Origin of the sequence: Amycolatopsis sp. lyj-109 (genome assembly GCF_046548995.1) — a bacterium.
Lineage (GTDB): Bacteria > Actinomycetota > Actinomycetes > Mycobacteriales > Pseudonocardiaceae > Amycolatopsis.
This window is the reverse complement of the sequence record NZ_JAJPWR010000018.1, coordinates 109,971-127,439: the sequence shown is the minus strand read 5'-3', so window position 1 is coordinate 127,439 and position 17,469 is coordinate 109,971. Positions and strand designations below refer to the sequence as shown.

The window sequence follows — 17,469 nt, the reverse complement described above, 5'->3', positions numbered from 1 at the left end:
TTTTGCCGGATCAGGTGCCGGGGCGCCGGGCAGGCTGACGATGAGCGCGCCCAGGGGGAGTGCTGCGAGCACGGCGAGGGCCACCGGCACCGGCACGATGCCGGACAGGCCCGCGGCCGGGCCGATCCGCCACCCAGGGCGTTCATGAAGTTGAGCAGGCTCTGTGCGGTGTCGCAGCGTCGGGGCGAATCCCGCCAGGGCGGAGCCCGCGGCCCTGCCGCGGACGAACGTCGGATCTGTCCGTCAGGTCGCGTTTCACGCTTGATCAGCACCTCCGGGTGATGTTCTTCCACGGTGGGCAGGCTGCGCCGCGATGCACCTCCGGGACTGCGTAGCCCTCGAGCAGTAGTTGAATCGTTTCATGGGGACGTAGTGACCAGACGATATGCGCTACGGGTGCGAGCGTCCAGGGCTCGAGCCGAATATCTGCCCCGCTCCTTCGCGGGAAAGAACGCCCTCCTGACGTGACTTCGGGCATCGCTCCTACCGCTTTGCTCCCCGGCGCCGCCTGGTCGACTTGCCCGGCAAGCCCAGGACGACCTCGCGGATCTCGATCGCGCCATCGGGCGCGTGCGTGCCGACGTTAACGAAACTGCAAATGCTGCGGGCCGATCGCGGAAGATCGGCCCGTCGCCCTTCCAGCGACGCGGATCTGCATCGGCTGTGTGAACGAGGTCATGCGCTGAGCTGATCGAGTGTCCTGTCCGGAGCCGGCTGGACAGGATCGACGCCGTTCCTTGTTTCCTCGCGACGGAGGTTGTACAAAGTCCCTCGGCTGATTGAAACGTTTTATGAAGTCAGGAGACGTTCATGCGCCGGTCGGGAACCTCGATGAAGAGGCGAACCGTTGTTGTCGCGCTCGCGCTCGCCGCGGCGTTCACGCCTTCAACCGCGACAGCGGAGCCCGCGCACGGCGGTCCGCTGCCGCCAACGGCGCTGCGAGCGGACGGCCAGGTGTCGAACGTCCTGGCCGCCAGTCCACGGCCGGCGTTCGCGTGGACGGTCAACGACACCGGGCGCGCGGAAACCCAGACGGCGTACGAGATCCGCGTCGACGGACCGCGGTCCCACTGGGACTCCGGGCGCGTGCCGTCGGGGAACTCGGTCGACGTCACCTACACCGGACCGGCATTGGACAGCGACCGCACCTACCAGTGGTCGGTGCGGACCTGGAACAGCCTGGGCCGGCCGTCGCCGTGGTCGGCGCCCGCGAAGTTCGACACCGGCCTGCTGCAGCCGGCCGACTGGTCTGCCTGGTGGCTGCAGGCCGACGACGGCGCGCTGGTCCGTGGCAGCTTCGACGTCACCAAGCCGGTCGCCCGCGCCCGGCTGTACCTCGGCGCGCAAGGCGTCGCCGAGCCGCACCTCAACGGCGCCCGCGTCCAGCCCGACCGGGTGCTCGACTCCGCGGTGACCGATTACGCCGCCCGGGTGCTCTACCGCGACCTCGACGTCACGAACCTGGTCAAGCCCGGCCGCAACGCGCTCGCGTTCATGGCCGGAAAGGGCCAGTACACCGGCCGCCCGGCGCTCGTCGCCCAGCTGAACGTCACCTACACCGACGGCTCGACCGCGCGCTTCGGCACCGGCCCCGACTGGAAGACCCACGCCGGCCCGGTCACCGGCGACGACTTCTACTACGGCGAGACCTACGACGCCCGCAGGGAGATCGCGGGCTGGGACACGGCCGGGTTCGACGCCGGCGCCTGGCCCGCCGCGCTCGCCGTGGCCCCGGCGTCGCACCGCCAGAGCCTGGCGCAGGGCAAGCCGGTCACCGCACTCGACACGACGACCTGCTGTGGCTGGTCCCCGGCGGCCGCGACCGACGGGATCGACGGCTCGAGTGACGCGTCGGAGGGCTACCACTCCGTCATCGAATCCCAATCCGACACTGTGAAGTGGGCGCAGGTCGACCTCGGCTCGGCGCAGCACCTCGGCTCGGTGACGCTGTTCCCGGCGCGGCCGACCAACGACCCCGCGGGTGACTTCGCCGGCGCCGGCTTCCCGGTGCGCTACCGGGTCCAGGTCAGCGACGATCCGGCGTTCGCCACCGCGACGACCGTCGCCGACCGCACGGACGCCGACCAGCCCAACCCGGGCACCGCGGCCGTCACCCTGCCCGCGAACGTCACCGGCCGCTACGTCCGGGTGACCGCGACGAAGCTCGCCTGCGTCGGCACCAGCTGCACCTTCCGGCTGGCCGAGATCGGCGTCTACGGCCCGAACCCGGCCGTGGTCGACAGCGGCATCACGCAGCTGCAGCCCGACATCACACCGCCGTCCCGGATCGTCGCGAACCACGACGCGGTCAAGGAAACCCGGCCCGCGCCGGGCGTGCGCGTCTACGACTTCGGCCAGAACCGCACCGGCCAGGCGACCCTGCGGGCCGCGCAGCCCGCCGGGACGACGGCGTCGCTGAAGAAGGGCGAGATCCTCGACTCCAGCGGCCGCGTCTCGACCGCGAACATCAGCTTCAACGGCTCCGAACCACCGCGACAGACCGACCACTACACCTTCAGCGGCACCGGCACCGAGACCTACCTGCCGCACTTCAACTATGCGGGCTTCCGCTACGCCGAGCTGACCGGCCTGCCCGACGACGCCGCCGTCACCGTGACCGTGCAGGAGATCCACACCGACGTCGCTTCGACGGGCGGGTTCGACACCTCGGACCCGGGGCTCGACAAGATCCAGGCCGCCGTCACGCAGACGCAGCTGAACAACCTCGAGTCGATCCAGATGGACTGCCCGACCCGGGAACGCCACGGCTGGCTCGGGGACGCCGCCGACTCCGACCAGGAGGCGATGGCCAACTTCGACATGCAGGCGTTCTACACGAAGTGGCTCGGCGACATGGTGACCAGCCGCAACGCCGACGGCAGCCTGCCCTCGGTCGCGCCGGTCAACGGCCGCACCGACTGGGCCACCGACCCCGCCTGGGGGACCGCCTACCCGCAGATCATCTGGGACTCCTACACCCAATACGGCACCACGCAGCTGCTCGCCACGCACTACGACCACGTCAAGGCGTGGGTCGACTACCTCGGCACGATCAGCGACGCCGACCACGTCGTCGTCAACCCGCCGACGTCCTGGGGCGACGACTGGCTCTCGACGGTCAGCACCCCGCACAGCTACTTCCAGACCGGCTTCGCCTACCTCGACGCGCACCTGCTCGCGAAGATGGCCGGAGTACTGGGCAAGCAGACCGACGCCACCAAGTACAACGCACTGGCGGCCCAGATCTCGGCCGGCTTCCTGAAGCGCTTCTACTCCGCCGACACCGGCGTCTTCGGTACCGGGACGCAACTGTCCTACGCCCTGCCGCTCGTGTTCGGGCTCGTCCCGGCCGGGCGCGAGCAGTCCACGGTGGACCGTCTCGTGGCTGACATCGCGGCGCACCAGAACCACGTCACGACCGGGTTCGTCGGCACCACCCTGGTGTTCCAGGCGCTCGGCAAGTACCAGCGCAACGACGTCGCCCTCGCCGTCGCGCAACGCACCGACTACCCGAGCTTCGGCTACATGGTGAACCAGGGGCCGGGAACGATCTGGGAGAAGTGGGACAACTCCTCGGCGCCGGACGGCACGTCGTCGAAGGACCACATCGGCCTCGGCGGCGCGATCGGGCAGTGGTTCCAGCAGCAGCTCGCCGGGATCCAGCCCGGCACCCCCGGCTGGCGCGAGTTCACGCTCGCCCCCGCCGTCGCCGGCAACCTCACCCACGTGACGGCGCAGCAGCAGACCGTGCGGGGGACCGTGGTGAGCTCTTGGCGGCGCGACGGCAGCACCCTCACCTACCACGCGACGATTCCGGTCGGCGCGAAGGCGACCATCCGGCTGCCGCTGCTGGGCGGCAAGCAGTCGTCGGTGCGCGAGAACGGCCGGACGATCTTCGCCGACGGCCACGCCGCCCAGCCCGACCCCGGCCTGACGGTCGGTCGCGCCGACGACGAGACGCTCACCCTGACCGCGGGTTCCGGCGACTACACGTTCACCGTGACGCCGTCGCGCACGCCGTTCACCCGGCTCGTGCTCACCACCGGCACGCCCGCCGCGATCACCGCGGGCGGCAGCGGTGACATCCCGGTGGTCGTCGAAGGCCGGTCCACAGTGGCCGGACAGGCGGCGCTCGGTGCGCAGGTTCCGTCGGGCTGGACGGCGACGGCGACCCAGATTCCTCTCACTCCGGCCATGTCCGAGACGCCGGCGAGTGTGCGGATCACCGTCCCGGCGGGAGTCAAGAGTGGCGTGTATCCGGTGACGCTGACGGTGCGGGCGCCTCGCGGGGGAGAGGCGAAGACGACCGTGAACGTGCCGGTGTTCGGCAGCTGGGCGAGCGGCACCACGGCCACGGCGTCGAGCGAGCACGCACCGAACGTCGTCAATGGCGCCACCCGCACGTACCTGGCGTCGAACGCGATCGACCACGACCTGGCGACGTTCTGGAACGACGACACCGACGGCCGGTACCCGGACACCCTGACCGTCACGGCACCGGCCGCGACCGCGCTGACCGGCGTCGGTTTCGCGTCCCATCCGGACGGTGTGCCGACCGACTTCACCGTGCAGACCTGGGACGGCGCGCACTGGGCCGACCAGGTTCACATCACGGGGAACACCGCCGTCTACCGGTGGATCCCGTTCCCGGCCCCGGTAACCACGACCCAGGTGCGGATCGCCGTCGCCGCCGCGCAGAACGGCTTCTCGAGGATCGCGGAGCTGACGCCCTGACGCGGGCGGGTCAGCCTTGGGCCGCGTCGATCAGGCGTGTTGTGCTCGGGTGCCGGCGATCAGCTCGAGCAGGTGCGCGTCCTGGGCCAGGTAGTGCCGGTCGGCGGGGTGTGCGGTAGCCGCGGACCAGGCTGCGAAGTAGGCGTCGGAGGCGGTGTCCGGTGCGTAGGTGCCGCCGGCCGCAGCGACAGCGGCGGCATGGGCGACAGCGCCGGATGCCGCGGCTGCGCGCGCGGCGGTGGCGGCCTGCTCCGCGATGTTCGCGGCGGCGAAGCCTTTCGCGACATTGTGGATTCCGGCGTACGCGGTCGTGAGGGCGGCCGCCGCGTCGATGGCGTCCGCGGCGACGTTGGCCGCGTGTGCGGCCCCCGCCGCGGCGGCCGTCCACGACGCCGCATCCCCGTGGGCTGCCTGGGATGCCGCCATTGCCGCGGCCGTGAGGCGTCCGGTGTCGGGACCGATGGCCGCATCGGCGACGACCGCGCCGGCGGCTTGGCGGCCTTCCAGGAGGTCGTCAGTCCCGAGCACGCCGTCGAGAAAGCCTTCCGTGGCTTGGATGCACTGGAGGATCCGAGCGTCCACCGGGTGTCGTTGCTCGAGGTAGGCGAAACTCCGCCTTGCGCAGCCGACGGCGAAGTGTCGCAGCACGTCGGGCGGGATCTCTTCGACGAGCCTCATCTCGCTCGCGGCGAACTTGGTTCCCTGATGGGAGGTTTCGCCTCTGGCTTCCGCTGCGAACCAGCGCTGTCCGTAGACGTTCCGGACGGAGTCCCGCGGGGTCGGCGATGCGTGCAGTCCGCGGGCGCAGCAGAGGATGGTCCCGCTCACCTCGTTCCATTCCCCGATGCGCCAGGACAGGCTGCCGTTCGCCGAGGTCAAATCGTCCCTGACGAACCGGTAGCACTCGATGATCGACACTGTTTCCTCCGGTGGGCCGCGCTCTCACCGTACAGCGTATCGCGAGTTCGTACACTGTATCGCCAGACCGCCGTGGCTTCGCTAGACTCACCCCGTGCCCGCACCGCGCCGCCCAGCCCAGCCTCGAAGCGAGCCACTCTGGGTTCGCGAGTCCAAGCCCGAGCCGAAGCCTCGGCCGCTGACCCGCGAGCGGATCGTCCGAGCGGCGATGGCCGTCGCCGATGACGAAGGCCTCGACGCCGTCTCCATCCGCCGGATCGCCGGCGAACTGCAGGCCCGCCCGATGAGCCTCTACTCCCACATCGGCAGCAAGGACGACCTGCTCGAGCTCATGCACGACGCCGCGGTCGAAGAAACGCTCATGGGCGATGTCCCCGCCGACTGGCGTGAGGCCTTGCGAATGCGCGCGCGGTACAACCGGGCCGCCGCCCTGCGCCACCCCTGGCTGCTGGCCACCCGGGACGCCGGATGCCCGATCGGCCCGGCCTCGCTCAAGCGCCTGGACGAATCCGCGGCCGCGGTCCGCGGGCTCGACGCCGGCAGTGCCGTGCGCCGGGCGCTCGTCCTCGCGGTCGACACCTTCACGTTCGGCCACGTGCAGGCCCAGCTGTCCGGGGGGATCCGCCGCCGGGCCGCGGACGCGGTGAACGCCGCACGCCGCAAGGTCACCACGGAGTACGTCCAGACCCGGATCGAGGCCGGCGAGCTTCCCCATCTCGCGGGCACCGGCGTCTCCGAGCTGCTGCACGACGACGATCCCGAGGCGAGCTTCGAACTCGGTCTCGGCTGGCTGCTGGCCGGGGCGGCCGCGTCGCTGTCCTGACCAGCCCAGAACGCTACGAGTCGCGCGACAAATATTCGGTCCAGCCGCGCGTGGCCCGCAGCAACTCTTCGTGGGAGGCGTCGTCGAAGGCGCGCAACTTCAGGAAGTGCTGCGTGATCGTCAGGCCGAGGATGCCGCTCACGGTGACCAGGGCGCGCAGGTGGGCGTCGTCACCCTCCAAAGACCGGGCGAGGTTGTCTACGCGTTCGTCGAGGTAGGACCGCATCGTGTCAGCGGCTTCGGGCACCGTGAGCATGGACCTGACGAGTGCGCTCGTCTCCGGGGGCAGTTCGCGCAGCCGCTTGGCGAGGACCTCCAGCAGGTGCTCGGCGGCGCTCGCGGAATCGTCGCTGGGCAGCTGGACGGCGGCGCTGAACAGGGCCGCCTTCGAGCCGTAGTGCTGCATCACCAGCGAGGCGTCCACGCCCGCCGCGCCGGCGATGCCCCGGATCGTCGCGCCCTCGAAGCCGCGGGTCGCGAACTCCTGCCGCGCGGCGTCGAGGATCCGCTGTGCGGTACGGGCGCGTTTGGCGTCGCGGGAGGTCTCGGTCATCGCTTCACTCTACAGTCGTTGAGCGATTCGTGTACCGTCTCGCTCAACGGCGGTTGAGTGAGCTGCCCGCAGCGGATCGGGGACCTCGGCGACGCCCGGATCGCCGCGATGGACGCCCAGGGACGCTGCCGACGGCGGACCCGGAGGCCGCCACCGCGGAGCTCGAACGCGCGGCCGAGACGCCGTTGAACGACTCGCGTTACGACGCATCACGGAAGGAACAGCAATGACTCTTCAAGGAAATGGCTCACCCACCCGCGCGGTCGTTCTCGGCGGCGGCGGCACCGTTGGCGTCGCTTGGCAGACGGGTCTGCTCGCCGGACTGCGTGAAGCCGGCGTCGACTTGGCGGAAGCACCGGCGATCGTGGGAACGTCGGCGGGATCCCTGGTCGGTGCGATGCTGGCCTGCGGCCGTGACGTCACCGACGCGCTCGCCATCTTGGCGGAGGTGGGGAAGAAGCTCGGCTTCGACAGCTTGGGCGCGGGCTCGCAAAGCTTCCTGGACGCATCGCGCCAAGCCGTCTTCGCCGCCGACCCGCGGCAAGCGCTGCGAGCGATCGGCTCTGCGGCACAGGAAGCGACGACCACGCTCACCGAAGACGACTACCTCGGCCTGCTCGGAACACTCGACGGTGTCGCCTGGCCCACCGGGTTCCGCTGCACGGCGATCGACACCGGCACCGGCGAGCTTGTCGTGTGGGGCGAAGAATCCGGTGTGCCGCTGCTGCACGCGGTTGCGGCCAGTTGTGTCGTACCGATGCTGTTCCCCGCTGTCACCATCAACGGACACCGCTACATGGACGGCGGAATCGTGAACCACCTGAACGCCGCGGCGGCGCCACCGAGCGACGTTCTCGTGGTCGTGTCCTGCCTGCCGATCGAGGCTCCGAGTGGCGCACCCGGCAGCGATCGATCCCCCTCGACGATCAAGGCGGACGCCGAAGTGGCCCAGTTGCGCGGAAAAACCCGGCTGGTGGCCGTCGACCCCGACTTCGGCGACCTCGAAGCGCCGGTGAAGATGATGGACCCGGAGACCGCCGGCCGGGCGTTCCACATCGGCAGGCGCCAGGCCGAACGCGAGGCGGCAGCAATCCGGGCCGTCTGGGACTTCTGATGGTCAGCGGGATCCATGACTCCGCCCGGCCGGCCGGCCTCCAGCCACGGTCACGGTTCGCGGGTGAGGGTGAAGTGTCCGACGCCCCTGGCTGCGGAGTGCACCTGCCAGCTGTCCGGCCCGGTCGCCGGCCCCGAGCCGTAGTGCAGCCGGTAAGCCGGTTTGCGCGGGGTGATCGAGCGGTCCAGCCAGTGGTAGTTCACCCGCAGCGCAAGGCTCATCAGCGGGCTCGCCGTCGCGATCCGCTGCTCGACCAGCTCCTTCGCGTGGCCGCGGTCGGAGAACTCGTCGATGATGGCGCACTCGCAGTAGTACGCGAGGGTGCCGATCTCCCCGGGACTGGCCACGCTCGCGCCGTCCAGCCGCGCGCCCAGTTCCGTGCCGACCCGCGCGTAGTCCTGCGCGCTGGCCCAGTTCCCGAAGATGACCGGCGAATTCCACGGGATGCCCTGGGCGGCGTCGACAGCCGCCGCGCTCAGCGCCAGCAGCCCGGTCAGCCCGAGCGCGAGCACCGGGGGAACGGTGCGCAGCGCCGTCCGCTCACGTGCCTGCCCGAACCACGCACCGAAGGCCGCGACGGCGAAACTGGCCAGCGTCGTCGTCGGAGCCACGTAGTACCAATGGAACGGGCCGACGCCGATGAACGAATAGGCGACGAAGTAGAGGACTCCGCCGGCACCCAGCGCCGCCACCGCGCCGAGCGCGGGGAACTCCGGCCGGCGCCGAGAGAACCGCGCCGCGGCCCACACGGCGAGCGCGACCACGCCGATCAGTGCCGGGATGAACGCCACCAGCACGGTCACCGGGTAAACGTTGTAGTACATCACCGGCCCGGTGCGGTAGGTCCACGGCGCGAACAGCCCCGCCTGTGTCTGCTTGATCGCCAGCGTGTCGGGCACGAACGAGCCGAAGGCGACCCAGCTGAAGACGAACCACGGCGCGGCCGTCAGCACCGCGAAACCGGCGGCCGGCAGCAGCCGCCGCCGGATCGCGGGCGCGCTGAGCGCGATCACCACCACGAACACGATGAGGTCGAGCCGGGTGAGGACGGCGAGCCCGGCGGTCACGCCGAACAGGATCGGTCGTCCTTCGAGCGCGAAGACCGTGAGGACCAGCAGGACAGCGGGGATCAAGAGGACTTCGAGGCCGATCGCGGACAGCACGAACGGGTTGAGCAGCACCAGCGCGACGCCGAGCGCCCCGGCCGCGGGCGGCAGCACCAGCTTCCGCCCGATGCGCTGCCAGGCCCAGCCGAGCGCACCGCCGCACAGGACCGTCAGGATCCCGAGCGCCACGACCGGGTGTGGGCTGCCCGCCGCTCGCGTCACCAGGGTCAGCGCGGCGAGGAGCAGGACGTTCAGCGGTGACGTCGCGGAGTTCGCGGGCGAGCCGGGGATGACGCCCCATTCGCCGTGCACGGCGAGGTTCTTCGCGTAGGCGAGCGTGATGTAGCCGTCGTCGGTGAGACTGCCGCGCACCACCAGGAAAAGCGCGGCGGCCAGCACCGCCCCGAAAACGAGCAGCCATCGTCCTCGCGCGTCGACCTGCTCCGCCTTCACTTCCAGAAGCACCTGTTCACCCCGCGGAAGCGCCACCGACGCCGGATCCTTCATCTGCCCGATCGACATGTCCCGGGGACCGTAATGACGATGGGTTACAGCAATGCTACGTCACGGTTATGTCTGCCTGCTCTGTGGAACATCACTTCGATGGTCGCATGGCCGGAGCGGGCTCGCAGTCCGGCGGATTCGACCCATCGGCGTTCATGACATACCTCGTTCTCGATGCTGGTGGTCTCGCCCGACAGGATCGTCTCATCGGAGTCGTCCACGAGTATCGAAATGCGACTTGACCTGCATGGACGTCGGTTCCCGGCACGCAGAACTTTCCGTGCCCGAGTCTGTCGCTTTGTTGCTGCTGCGGAAGCCGAGACGCTCGAACTACCCGAAGGAACGCCCGTGATCCGGCAGTTGCGCACGATCTACAGCGACCGGCAGCGGCCCGTCGAAGCCTCAGTAGGCGCCGGCCGAACTCCCCGACGGCTTCGAGCGCGACTTCCGCATCGTCGAAGGCATCGATTGACCGAGGTCCAGTCCTCGCGAAACGGGTTGGCGATGAGCTCGGACACGGTCGCTCCTTCTCCCGGGGCAGCCGGGCGGACGCTCGACGGATCGGCTGCACTCGTGGGATGAGCCGGTGTCACCGTCTACGTCGTGACACGGGTGAACACCTCGGCGGTGTTGGAGAGGCCGCCGACGAGGTAGCCGTTGACCGGCTGGACCCGGTATTGGTAGCGCGCGCCGGGCACGAGGCCGGCGCTGACCCAGGTGGGTCCGCCGACGGGCCACGGAAGCCTGGTGAAGGTGGTTTCCCCGGCGCTGACGTTGCGGACGTGGATGTAGTAGCCGGTCGCGTTCGCCGAGGGCGTCCAGGACAGGGTCGCTTCGCCGGCGCCGGACGCTTTGGCGGTCAGGTCGGTGACCGCCGTCGGCACCGGCGCGGTCACGGCGGCGGTGGCTACATTGGACAGTCCGCTTCGGAGGCGGCCGTTGGCCGCTTGGACCTGGAACTGGTACGTGGCGCCCGGGGTCAGCCCTTCGGCCGGCCAGGTCGGGCCGGACACCGGCCAGGGCAGCTGGGTGAACGTGGTTTCGCCGGCGGTGAGGTTCTTGCGGTAGACGTAGTAGCCGGTCGCACCGGGCGACAGCGTCCACGACAGTGTCGCGTTCCCGGCACCCGGGCTCGCCGAAAGGTTTGTGACAGCGTTCGGGGTCACCCCGGTGACCGCGACCGTGGCGACGTTGGACAGTCCGCCCCGGATGTCGCCGTCGGTCGCCTGCAGCTGGAACTGGTACGTCTCGCCCGGGGTCAGCAGCTCGGCGACCCAGGTCGGGCCGAGCACCGGCCAGGGCAGCTGGGTGAACGTGGTTTCGCCGGCGGTGAGGTTCTTGCGGTACACGTAGTAGCCGGTCGCGTTGGCCACCGGGGTCCACGACAGCGTGGCCTTCCCGTCACCCGGGCCGGCCGACAGGTCGGTCACCGCGTTCGGGGCCGGTCCGGCCGGGGTCACCGTGGCGGTGGTCGAAAACACGCCTTCGGCGGTTCCCTTGGTGGTCTGCAGCCGGAATTCGTAGGTGTGGCCGTTGGTCAGCAGCCCGGCGGTCCACATCGGACCCAGTACGGGAAAAGGCAGCCTGGTGAACGTGGTTTCCCCGGCGGTGACGTCCTTGGTGTGCACGTAGTAGCCGGTGGCGCCGGGCGAGAGCGGCCACGACAGATCGGCCTGCCCGTTGCCCGGTGTGGCGGTCAGCCGCGGTTCCACCTGCGGTCCGAGCGGGACGGGCGGATAGGGCCGCGGATACGGCGTTCCGACGGACAGGGTGCTCGCGAGGGAGTCGGCGAACGCCGCGGCGATCTTGACTTCGCCTTGCGCGTTCGGGTGCGCGCCGTCCCACAGATCGGCCTGCGGGACGATGTCCTGGCCGGTCTCCGCGACGGACACCTGGGAGTCCGCTGTGGACAGTTCGCCGGCCGTGCGCCGGAGCCGCGCGTTGAAGTCGGCCACGGTGGCGGCGAACCCGGCGTCGCTCTGCGTGCGCTGGCTGGGCAGCAGGGTGCCGAACACGAACTGCACGCCGGAATCGGCCTGACGGGCGCGGGCGACGAAGGTGCGCAGGCTCGCCTCGGTGCCCGCGGGATCGCTCAGGCCGAAGCCGAGGTCGTTGCCGCCGAGCAGGACCAGCAGGTAGTCCGGGTGGTAGGCGGCGACGTCGGCTCCGACGTGGGCGGCGGCACCCCCCATCGACTCGCCCCAGACGGCGTCGTGGCGCTGCGTGAACGCGGGATCGGCGTAGGTGTGGTTGTCGTTCGAGGTGTTCGCCACGTTGTCGAACAGGTCGTCACGCGGGCCGACGAGGGACAGTTGGGCGCCGGCGGCGGTTTCGTGCTTGTCGAACCGGTAGCGCCAGGTGAAGTCGCCCGCGCTGCCCTGGCTGGTCGAGTCCCCGACCACCATCACCTCGGACGGCACCGACACCCGCACCGGCGCCGAACCGGCGCTCGCACCCCGGCGGTTGACCGACCTGACGACAACGGTCGAAGGGAGTTCCCGGTCCCGCAGAGTCAGCGACGCGGGCCCGCCGTGGTCGATCACCGCGAGCAGCCGGCCGTCCGGGGTGACGACTTCGTAGCCTTCGGCGGGCGGTGGGCCGGCCGCGGGCGGCTGCCAGGTCACCGTGGCCGACTCCCGGTCCGCCGCGGCGGACCACGTGACGGAAGCCGGCGGATCGGGGACCCCGGTGTACACACCTGGGCTGCCCACGTGCACCGACGTCGTCGTGACCGCGGATTGTCCCGCGTCGTTGGTGACCTTGAGCCCGACGACGTGGTCGCCGGCGGTGGCGAACGAGGTCTCCAGGACGTTGCCGTCGGTGGTGGTCGCGTACCGGCCGGAACCGTCGAGGTCCCACGCGTGGCTCAGCGGCCGGCCGGCGGGGTCGGACGATTCCGCGGCGGAGACGAGGAACGGAACTCCGGGAACGGCACCGCCGACCGGGGTGATCGCGGCCTCGGGCCCGGAGGACGGCGGTGCCGTACGGACCCGGGCGGCGAAGAACCCGGCTGCGTCGGCCGGGTAGGTGTCCTGGCCGGGGCCATCTCCGACATTCGGGTAGTTGCTGTGCTGCTCGAGCGAGAACGTCTTGGCCGACGGGGCCGGCGGAGACCACCGCAGGAAGCCCTGGCAGACGGGATCCAGCGCGTGGCAGTACGACCGGACCTTGTCCCTCGGCCCCGGGAATTCCTCCGGCGGCGCATCGTTGCGCCGGTCGGTCAGCAGGCCGTCGCGGCTTCGGTCGAGGTTGCCGAGGCTGGTCCGCGCCCGGCCGTTCAGCACCGGGTCACCGAACAACGCGACCCCGAGCACCCGGTCGCGCTGCGCCGCGGTCAAGCTCCGGTAGACGGTCCCGGTCACCTGAGCGCCCTGGTCGTAACCGGACAGCACCAGCCGGGTGACCGCCCCGCAGGGGCCGCCGATCGTGGCCGCTATCTTCGCTCTGAGGTTGTTCTGTCCCTTGGTCACCGAATCCCGGTAGCGGTTCAACCTGCCGTTACCGAACGCCGACCCCGTACCGATCGTGGTGGCCCAGGCGCTCCAACCGCCCGTCACCGGCGCGGCCGGGTACTGCTCGGCGGTCTCCCCGGGGGTGTCCGCGTTGCCGTTGCCCCAGAGCCGCACTGTCAATCCCGCGGCTTCTACGGCCGGCTTGAAACGCCCGAAGAAGTTCCCGACGGTCGGGCCGGCACCGCCGCCGTCGGTGGCGTCCTCACCGGACCCCCGCGAACCGAGGATCAGGATGTCCGGACAAGTTTCGTCAGCGTGCGCCGCGCCGTGCGGAAACGCGACGGAGGCGAGGGCGACCGTCACGATGACGCACAGAATTCCCCAGCTCCGCATTGCTGCCCCCCAGTAGAACTTCGTCAGGCGAATCTAGAACACGGTCCGCAGCCTGGCCATCCGCTGATCGGTCCTACGGCGGGCGATGCGGAAACGGCCTCCTCGCTGCGGCGGTTATTACCCATCACGGCGGAGTCCCGTTGGGCAGGCCGGTGTCGCGGTGAGCTCTACCCGAGTGGACCGGTCCGGTGGCGGCTCGCCCTGGGCCCAGCCGGGGCCGGCTCAGACGAGGCCCCGGGTCGCCGGCGTGGGCGGCCGCCTGGGTGCGGTCGCGCAGGCACAGCACCCGCGACAGCCCCGGCTGCTGCCGGTGTAGTGCACAAATTCGCGGGTGCGACATTCGGCCCAGGCGATCGACTGTCACCGGGGCAGACGCTGTCGATTCGGCGCCACTTCGTCCGGCCGGGCACCCTTCAGTATCCCGATCGGGCAGGAAGATTCGGCGGTAGCGGGGAAGCGAAGGGCACCGTGTCGGGATCTCCCGCTGTACGGATTTGCCCCGATCGGCGGTGGGGCCGGCCGGGAGCCGCCTCCCCTGGGCGGTGAGTCGGGTCAGTGACGAACAGTGGCATGATGGTTGTCTGGCCAATGGTCGCGACAATGCCGGCCACCCAGGCCGGGAAAGACCCCGGCAGAAGCGGCCAGGGTCGCCTCGCTGGAACGTGAGGTCGGCCGCCTACCCCGACGACGAACTCGATGGCGTTGTGTACCACCGGTCGTACTGACGTGTCCTGGCCGACAGGCCTATCCCCGGCAGAGCCAATGCGCTGTCACGGGGGTAATCGGGATCGGCGGAATGAGCATCTCCTCGCGCAACTGCGGCCACTTGCCTCCGCTCCTCGGCATGACGAACGTTCGCGCGGCCATGAGAAGGGGTCACCATTATGTGGATCCGCGCCCCCATTCTCGTCCCCGGAGCCCGGGAAGAAGTTACTATGGCGCGCTGGGGTAGGCCGCCTTCGAGAAGGATTCGCTGATGGAGCCATCCCACACCCGGGTCCTGGTCGAGGCGGCCTACGCTGCCGGAGCCCATGACCGACGCGAGGCCGCGATGACGGTGCTGAGGCTGCTCGAGCCGGTGACCCATCACGACGCCGGCGCCTTCATGGTCTGGGATCCGGTGGCTCGAGCGCACCGAGCGCTGGCCGCGGTCACCTACGGTGACGAAACGGTCGTTGCGCTGGGTGACCGCTATGCGACGAGCGCCGAAAACCGGCTGGTCCGGGAGCGGCGCCTGCCGATGCGGATCGACGACGTGCCGGGCGACTACCGGCAGTCCCCGATGTACCAAGAGGTGCTCAGGCCGGGTGGCTTCGAGGACGGCATGACCGCTTGCCTCTTCTCCGGCTGCGGCGCGTACACGGGCATGCTGCACTTCTCCGCGGCGGCGCGCGGCTCGTTCCGCGACGACGCGGCCGAACTCCTCGAGGCCCTGGCACCCGCGCTGGCCCGGATGTGCGACGTGGCTCGACGGCAACCCTCCGGTTGCGCCATCCCTCCGGGCGCGAACGCCACCCTGATCGACCGCAACGGCCGTGCCTGGGCCGTCGAGTCGTGCGCCCCGGCGCTCGCGCCCACGCAGCCCGGCTTCGCCGCCTTCCTGCGTCGCTTCCTGGCCTCGACGCAGGTCGCCGCCACCGGGATGCAGGCGTCGAGCGAAGGCTGGCTCGCGCTGCAGGTCCTGAAGGTGGCCGATCCGCTGGGACGGCCGGAGCCGGCGGTACTGGTGCAGGAGCTTCCCACGGCCGGTCTGCCGCACTCCCTTTCGCCGCGCGAGTACGACATCCTGAACGGGATGGCGGCGGGGTTCTCGAACCAGCAGCTGGCTGCGCAGCGCGACGTCTCCTTGCGCACGGTGACCACGCATGTGGAGCGGATCCTGCACAAGATGGGACAGCCTTCGCGAGCCGGTGCGGTGGCGTCGGCGCTGCGCGACGGGGTCCTGCGCCTGGACCGCTGACGGCCTTGTCGGTAGTAATGCGTATTGAGCCGAAAGGTTGCCGAGCGTCATATTCGAGGTGAAGACCAGCCCACGTTGAAGGTGGCTCCCACCCGCCGACCGGGCTCGTTCATCCCTCAGGAGGCCCGGCCATGAACGCTCCAGAATCTCCGCAAACCGCGCCGGAAAGAGCCGGCGGCGCGGAGGACGACCGCGGCCGCCTGCACGAACTCGGTTACGAGCAGGAGCTCGCCCGCACGCTCAGCCTGGCCGACGTCGTCATCTACGGCCTGATCTACATGGTGCCGCTCGCCCCCGTCGCGGTGTTCGGCATCGTCTACAACATGTCCGCCGGCGCCGTCGCCGCGGTCTACCTGGTGGCCGCGATCGCGATGTTGTTCAGTGCCGTCAGCTACAAGGAGATGGCGGTCCGGTTCCCGGTCGCCGGCTCGGTCTACAGCTACGTGCGGATGGGTGGCAACCGCTTCCTCGGGTTCGTCTCGGGGTGGGCCATCCTGCTCGACTACCTGCTGCTGCCCGCACTGCTGTGTGTCTTCGCGGCCAGTGCGATGACCGGTGTGGTCCCCGAGGTGCCCGCCTGGATCTGGGTGGTGATCTTCGTCGTCGCGACCGCGCTGATCAACATCATGGGCATCAGCGTCACCGCGGCGATGAACAAGATCTTTCTCTACATCCAGCTGGCCGTGCTGGCCGTGTTCCTGGTCTGGGCAGCCGTTCTCCTCGTCGAGGGCCGGGCCCACCTGTCGCTCACCCCGTTCGTTCCCGCCGGCGGCGGCTCCTGGTCCCTGGTCCTCGGTGCGGTCCCCGTCGCCGCGCTGAGCTACATCGGCTTCGACGCGATCTCGACACTGAACGAAGAGGCCGAAGGCGGCGGCAAGACCGTCTCCAAGGCGACCATGATCGTCCTCTACCAGGTGGCCGCGCTGTTCGTCGTGCAGGTTTTCGTGGCGGGCATCCTGGTCCCGAGCGGGACGACGTTCGCCGACGGCGACCTGGTCAACAACGCCTTCTACAACGTGGTGGGCACGGCCATGGCCGGCTGGTTCAAGACGGTCCTCCTGCTGACCGCCGCCTTGATCGCGATCTTCGCCAACACCATCGCCTCCAACGCCACCTCGGCCCGCCTGGTCTTCAGCATGGCCCGTGACGGGCAGCTGCCGAAGTTCCTGTCGCGGGTCAGCGCCCGGCACCAGGTCCCGGTCAACGCGATGATCTTCATCGCGCTTCTGTCGGTGGGAGTCGGCATCCTCGGCGTGGAGCAGTCGGGACTGCTGACCACCCTGGTGACCTTCGGCGCCATCACCGCCTACATCCTCCTGCACGTCAGCGTCTTCACCCACTTCGTCATCCGAGGCCGCAGCCGCCGCTTCTTCGTCCACTGGGTCTCCCCGGTCCTCGGCGCCGCGCTCCTGCTGGTCGCGCTGTGGAACGCGGACCCCAACGCCAAGATCGTCGGCTCGTGCTGGCTCGTCATCGGCCTCGGCGTGGCGGCGTACTTCAAGTTCACCGGCCGCTCGCTCGGCAGCTCCGACGCCTGACCGCACCCGAGAAAGGCACCCTGATGCGCACCAGTGCAGATCGCTCGGCCGAGCTGCTCGAAGTGTTCCGCCTGCGCAGCGAAGAACGCCTGCGCAAGGAATGCACCGGCGAGGTCGCCACCGCGCACGAAGCTGCTCCGCTGGGACCGCACGACGACCGCACCCAGCGCGTGCTGCGGGCGCTGCGCAGCCTGCCCACCGCGGGCAAGCACATCATCTTCTCCGAAGGTCCCGACGGCCCCTGGCGCGTGGCGAAGATCGTCCTGAGCATGCCGGGCAACCTGCTCCTGACGCAGCAGTCCTTTGCGGACTACGAAGACGCCATGCGGTCCATCTTCACCGCGCGTGTCGCCGAACTCCTGCAGAACTAGAAA

General features: G+C 70.0%; 10 protein-coding genes. 6 read left to right on the top strand and 4 right to left on the bottom strand.

Annotation, left to right across the window (positions count from 1 at the left end; all coding sequences use genetic code 11):
- The first annotated feature begins 831 nt into the window (after positions 1–831).
- On the top strand, positions 832–4,734 hold the full coding sequence (locus ACLJQF_RS34145) for a family 78 glycoside hydrolase catalytic domain (RefSeq protein WP_410614463.1): 3,903 nt from the start codon (positions 832–834) through the stop codon (positions 4,732–4,734).
- A 30-nt stretch (positions 4,735–4,764) separates the two neighbouring features.
- On the opposite strand, the gene ACLJQF_RS34140 is transcribed toward ACLJQF_RS34145, so the two are convergent.
- Positions 4,765–5,652 carry a hypothetical protein gene (locus tag ACLJQF_RS34140; protein WP_410614462.1) on the bottom strand — a complete coding sequence of 296 codons (888 nt, stop codon included), beginning with the start codon at positions 5,650–5,652 and terminating at the stop codon, positions 4,765–4,767.
- A gap of 94 nt (positions 5,653–5,746) precedes the next feature.
- Here ACLJQF_RS34140 and ACLJQF_RS34135 point away from each other — a divergent pair, with 94 nt between their 5' ends.
- Complete coding sequence (locus tag ACLJQF_RS34135) at positions 5,747–6,475, top strand: TetR/AcrR family transcriptional regulator (RefSeq protein WP_410614461.1); 729 nt, start codon at positions 5,747–5,749, stop codon at positions 6,473–6,475.
- A gap of 13 nt (positions 6,476–6,488) precedes the next feature.
- Here the strand turns inward: ACLJQF_RS34135 and ACLJQF_RS34130 are convergent, their stop codons facing one another.
- Complete coding sequence (locus ACLJQF_RS34130) at positions 6,489–7,028, bottom strand: TetR/AcrR family transcriptional regulator (RefSeq protein WP_410614460.1); 540 nt, start codon at positions 7,026–7,028, stop codon at positions 6,489–6,491.
- Positions 7,029–7,254: 226 nt separating this feature from the next.
- Here ACLJQF_RS34130 and ACLJQF_RS34125 point away from each other — a divergent pair, with 226 nt between their 5' ends.
- The gene (locus tag ACLJQF_RS34125; RefSeq protein ID WP_410614459.1) at positions 7,255–8,142 is read left to right on the top strand and encodes a patatin-like phospholipase family protein; all 888 of its coding nucleotides are present in this window, start codon (positions 7,255–7,257) and stop codon (positions 8,140–8,142) included.
- Between the two features lie 50 nt (positions 8,143–8,192).
- Here ACLJQF_RS34125 and ACLJQF_RS34120 read toward each other — a convergent pair whose 3' ends face one another.
- Both ACLJQF_RS34120 and ACLJQF_RS34115 read right to left on the bottom strand, forming a co-directional pair.
- Positions 8,193–9,713 (bottom strand): hypothetical protein, encoded by a 1,521-nt coding sequence (locus tag ACLJQF_RS34120; RefSeq protein ID WP_410614458.1) that lies wholly within the window; start codon positions 9,711–9,713, stop codon positions 8,193–8,195.
- Positions 9,714–10,348: 635 nt separating this feature from the next.
- Complete coding sequence (locus ACLJQF_RS34115; protein WP_410614457.1) at positions 10,349–13,597, bottom strand: fibronectin type III domain-containing protein; 3,249 nt, start codon at positions 13,595–13,597, stop codon at positions 10,349–10,351.
- 976 nt (positions 13,598–14,573) lie between these two features.
- On the opposite strand from ACLJQF_RS34115, the gene ACLJQF_RS34110 reads away from it, so the two are divergent.
- The 3 genes from ACLJQF_RS34110 to ACLJQF_RS34100 all read left to right on the top strand — a co-directional run bounded on the left by ACLJQF_RS34110 (position 14,574) and on the right by ACLJQF_RS34100 (position 17,466).
- Positions 14,574–15,557, top strand: a complete 984-nt coding sequence (locus tag ACLJQF_RS34110) for a response regulator transcription factor (RefSeq protein WP_410614456.1) — start codon at positions 14,574–14,576, stop codon at positions 15,555–15,557.
- A gap of 131 nt (positions 15,558–15,688) precedes the next feature.
- Positions 15,689–17,095, top strand: coding sequence for an APC family permease (locus ACLJQF_RS34105; RefSeq protein ID WP_410614455.1), 1,407 nt, complete (start codon positions 15,689–15,691; stop codon positions 17,093–17,095).
- A gap of 23 nt (positions 17,096–17,118) precedes the next feature.
- On the top strand, positions 17,119–17,466 hold the full coding sequence (locus ACLJQF_RS34100; RefSeq protein ID WP_410614454.1) for a hypothetical protein: 348 nt from the start codon (positions 17,119–17,121) through the stop codon (positions 17,464–17,466).
- Positions 17,467–17,469: the final 3 nt, after the last annotated feature.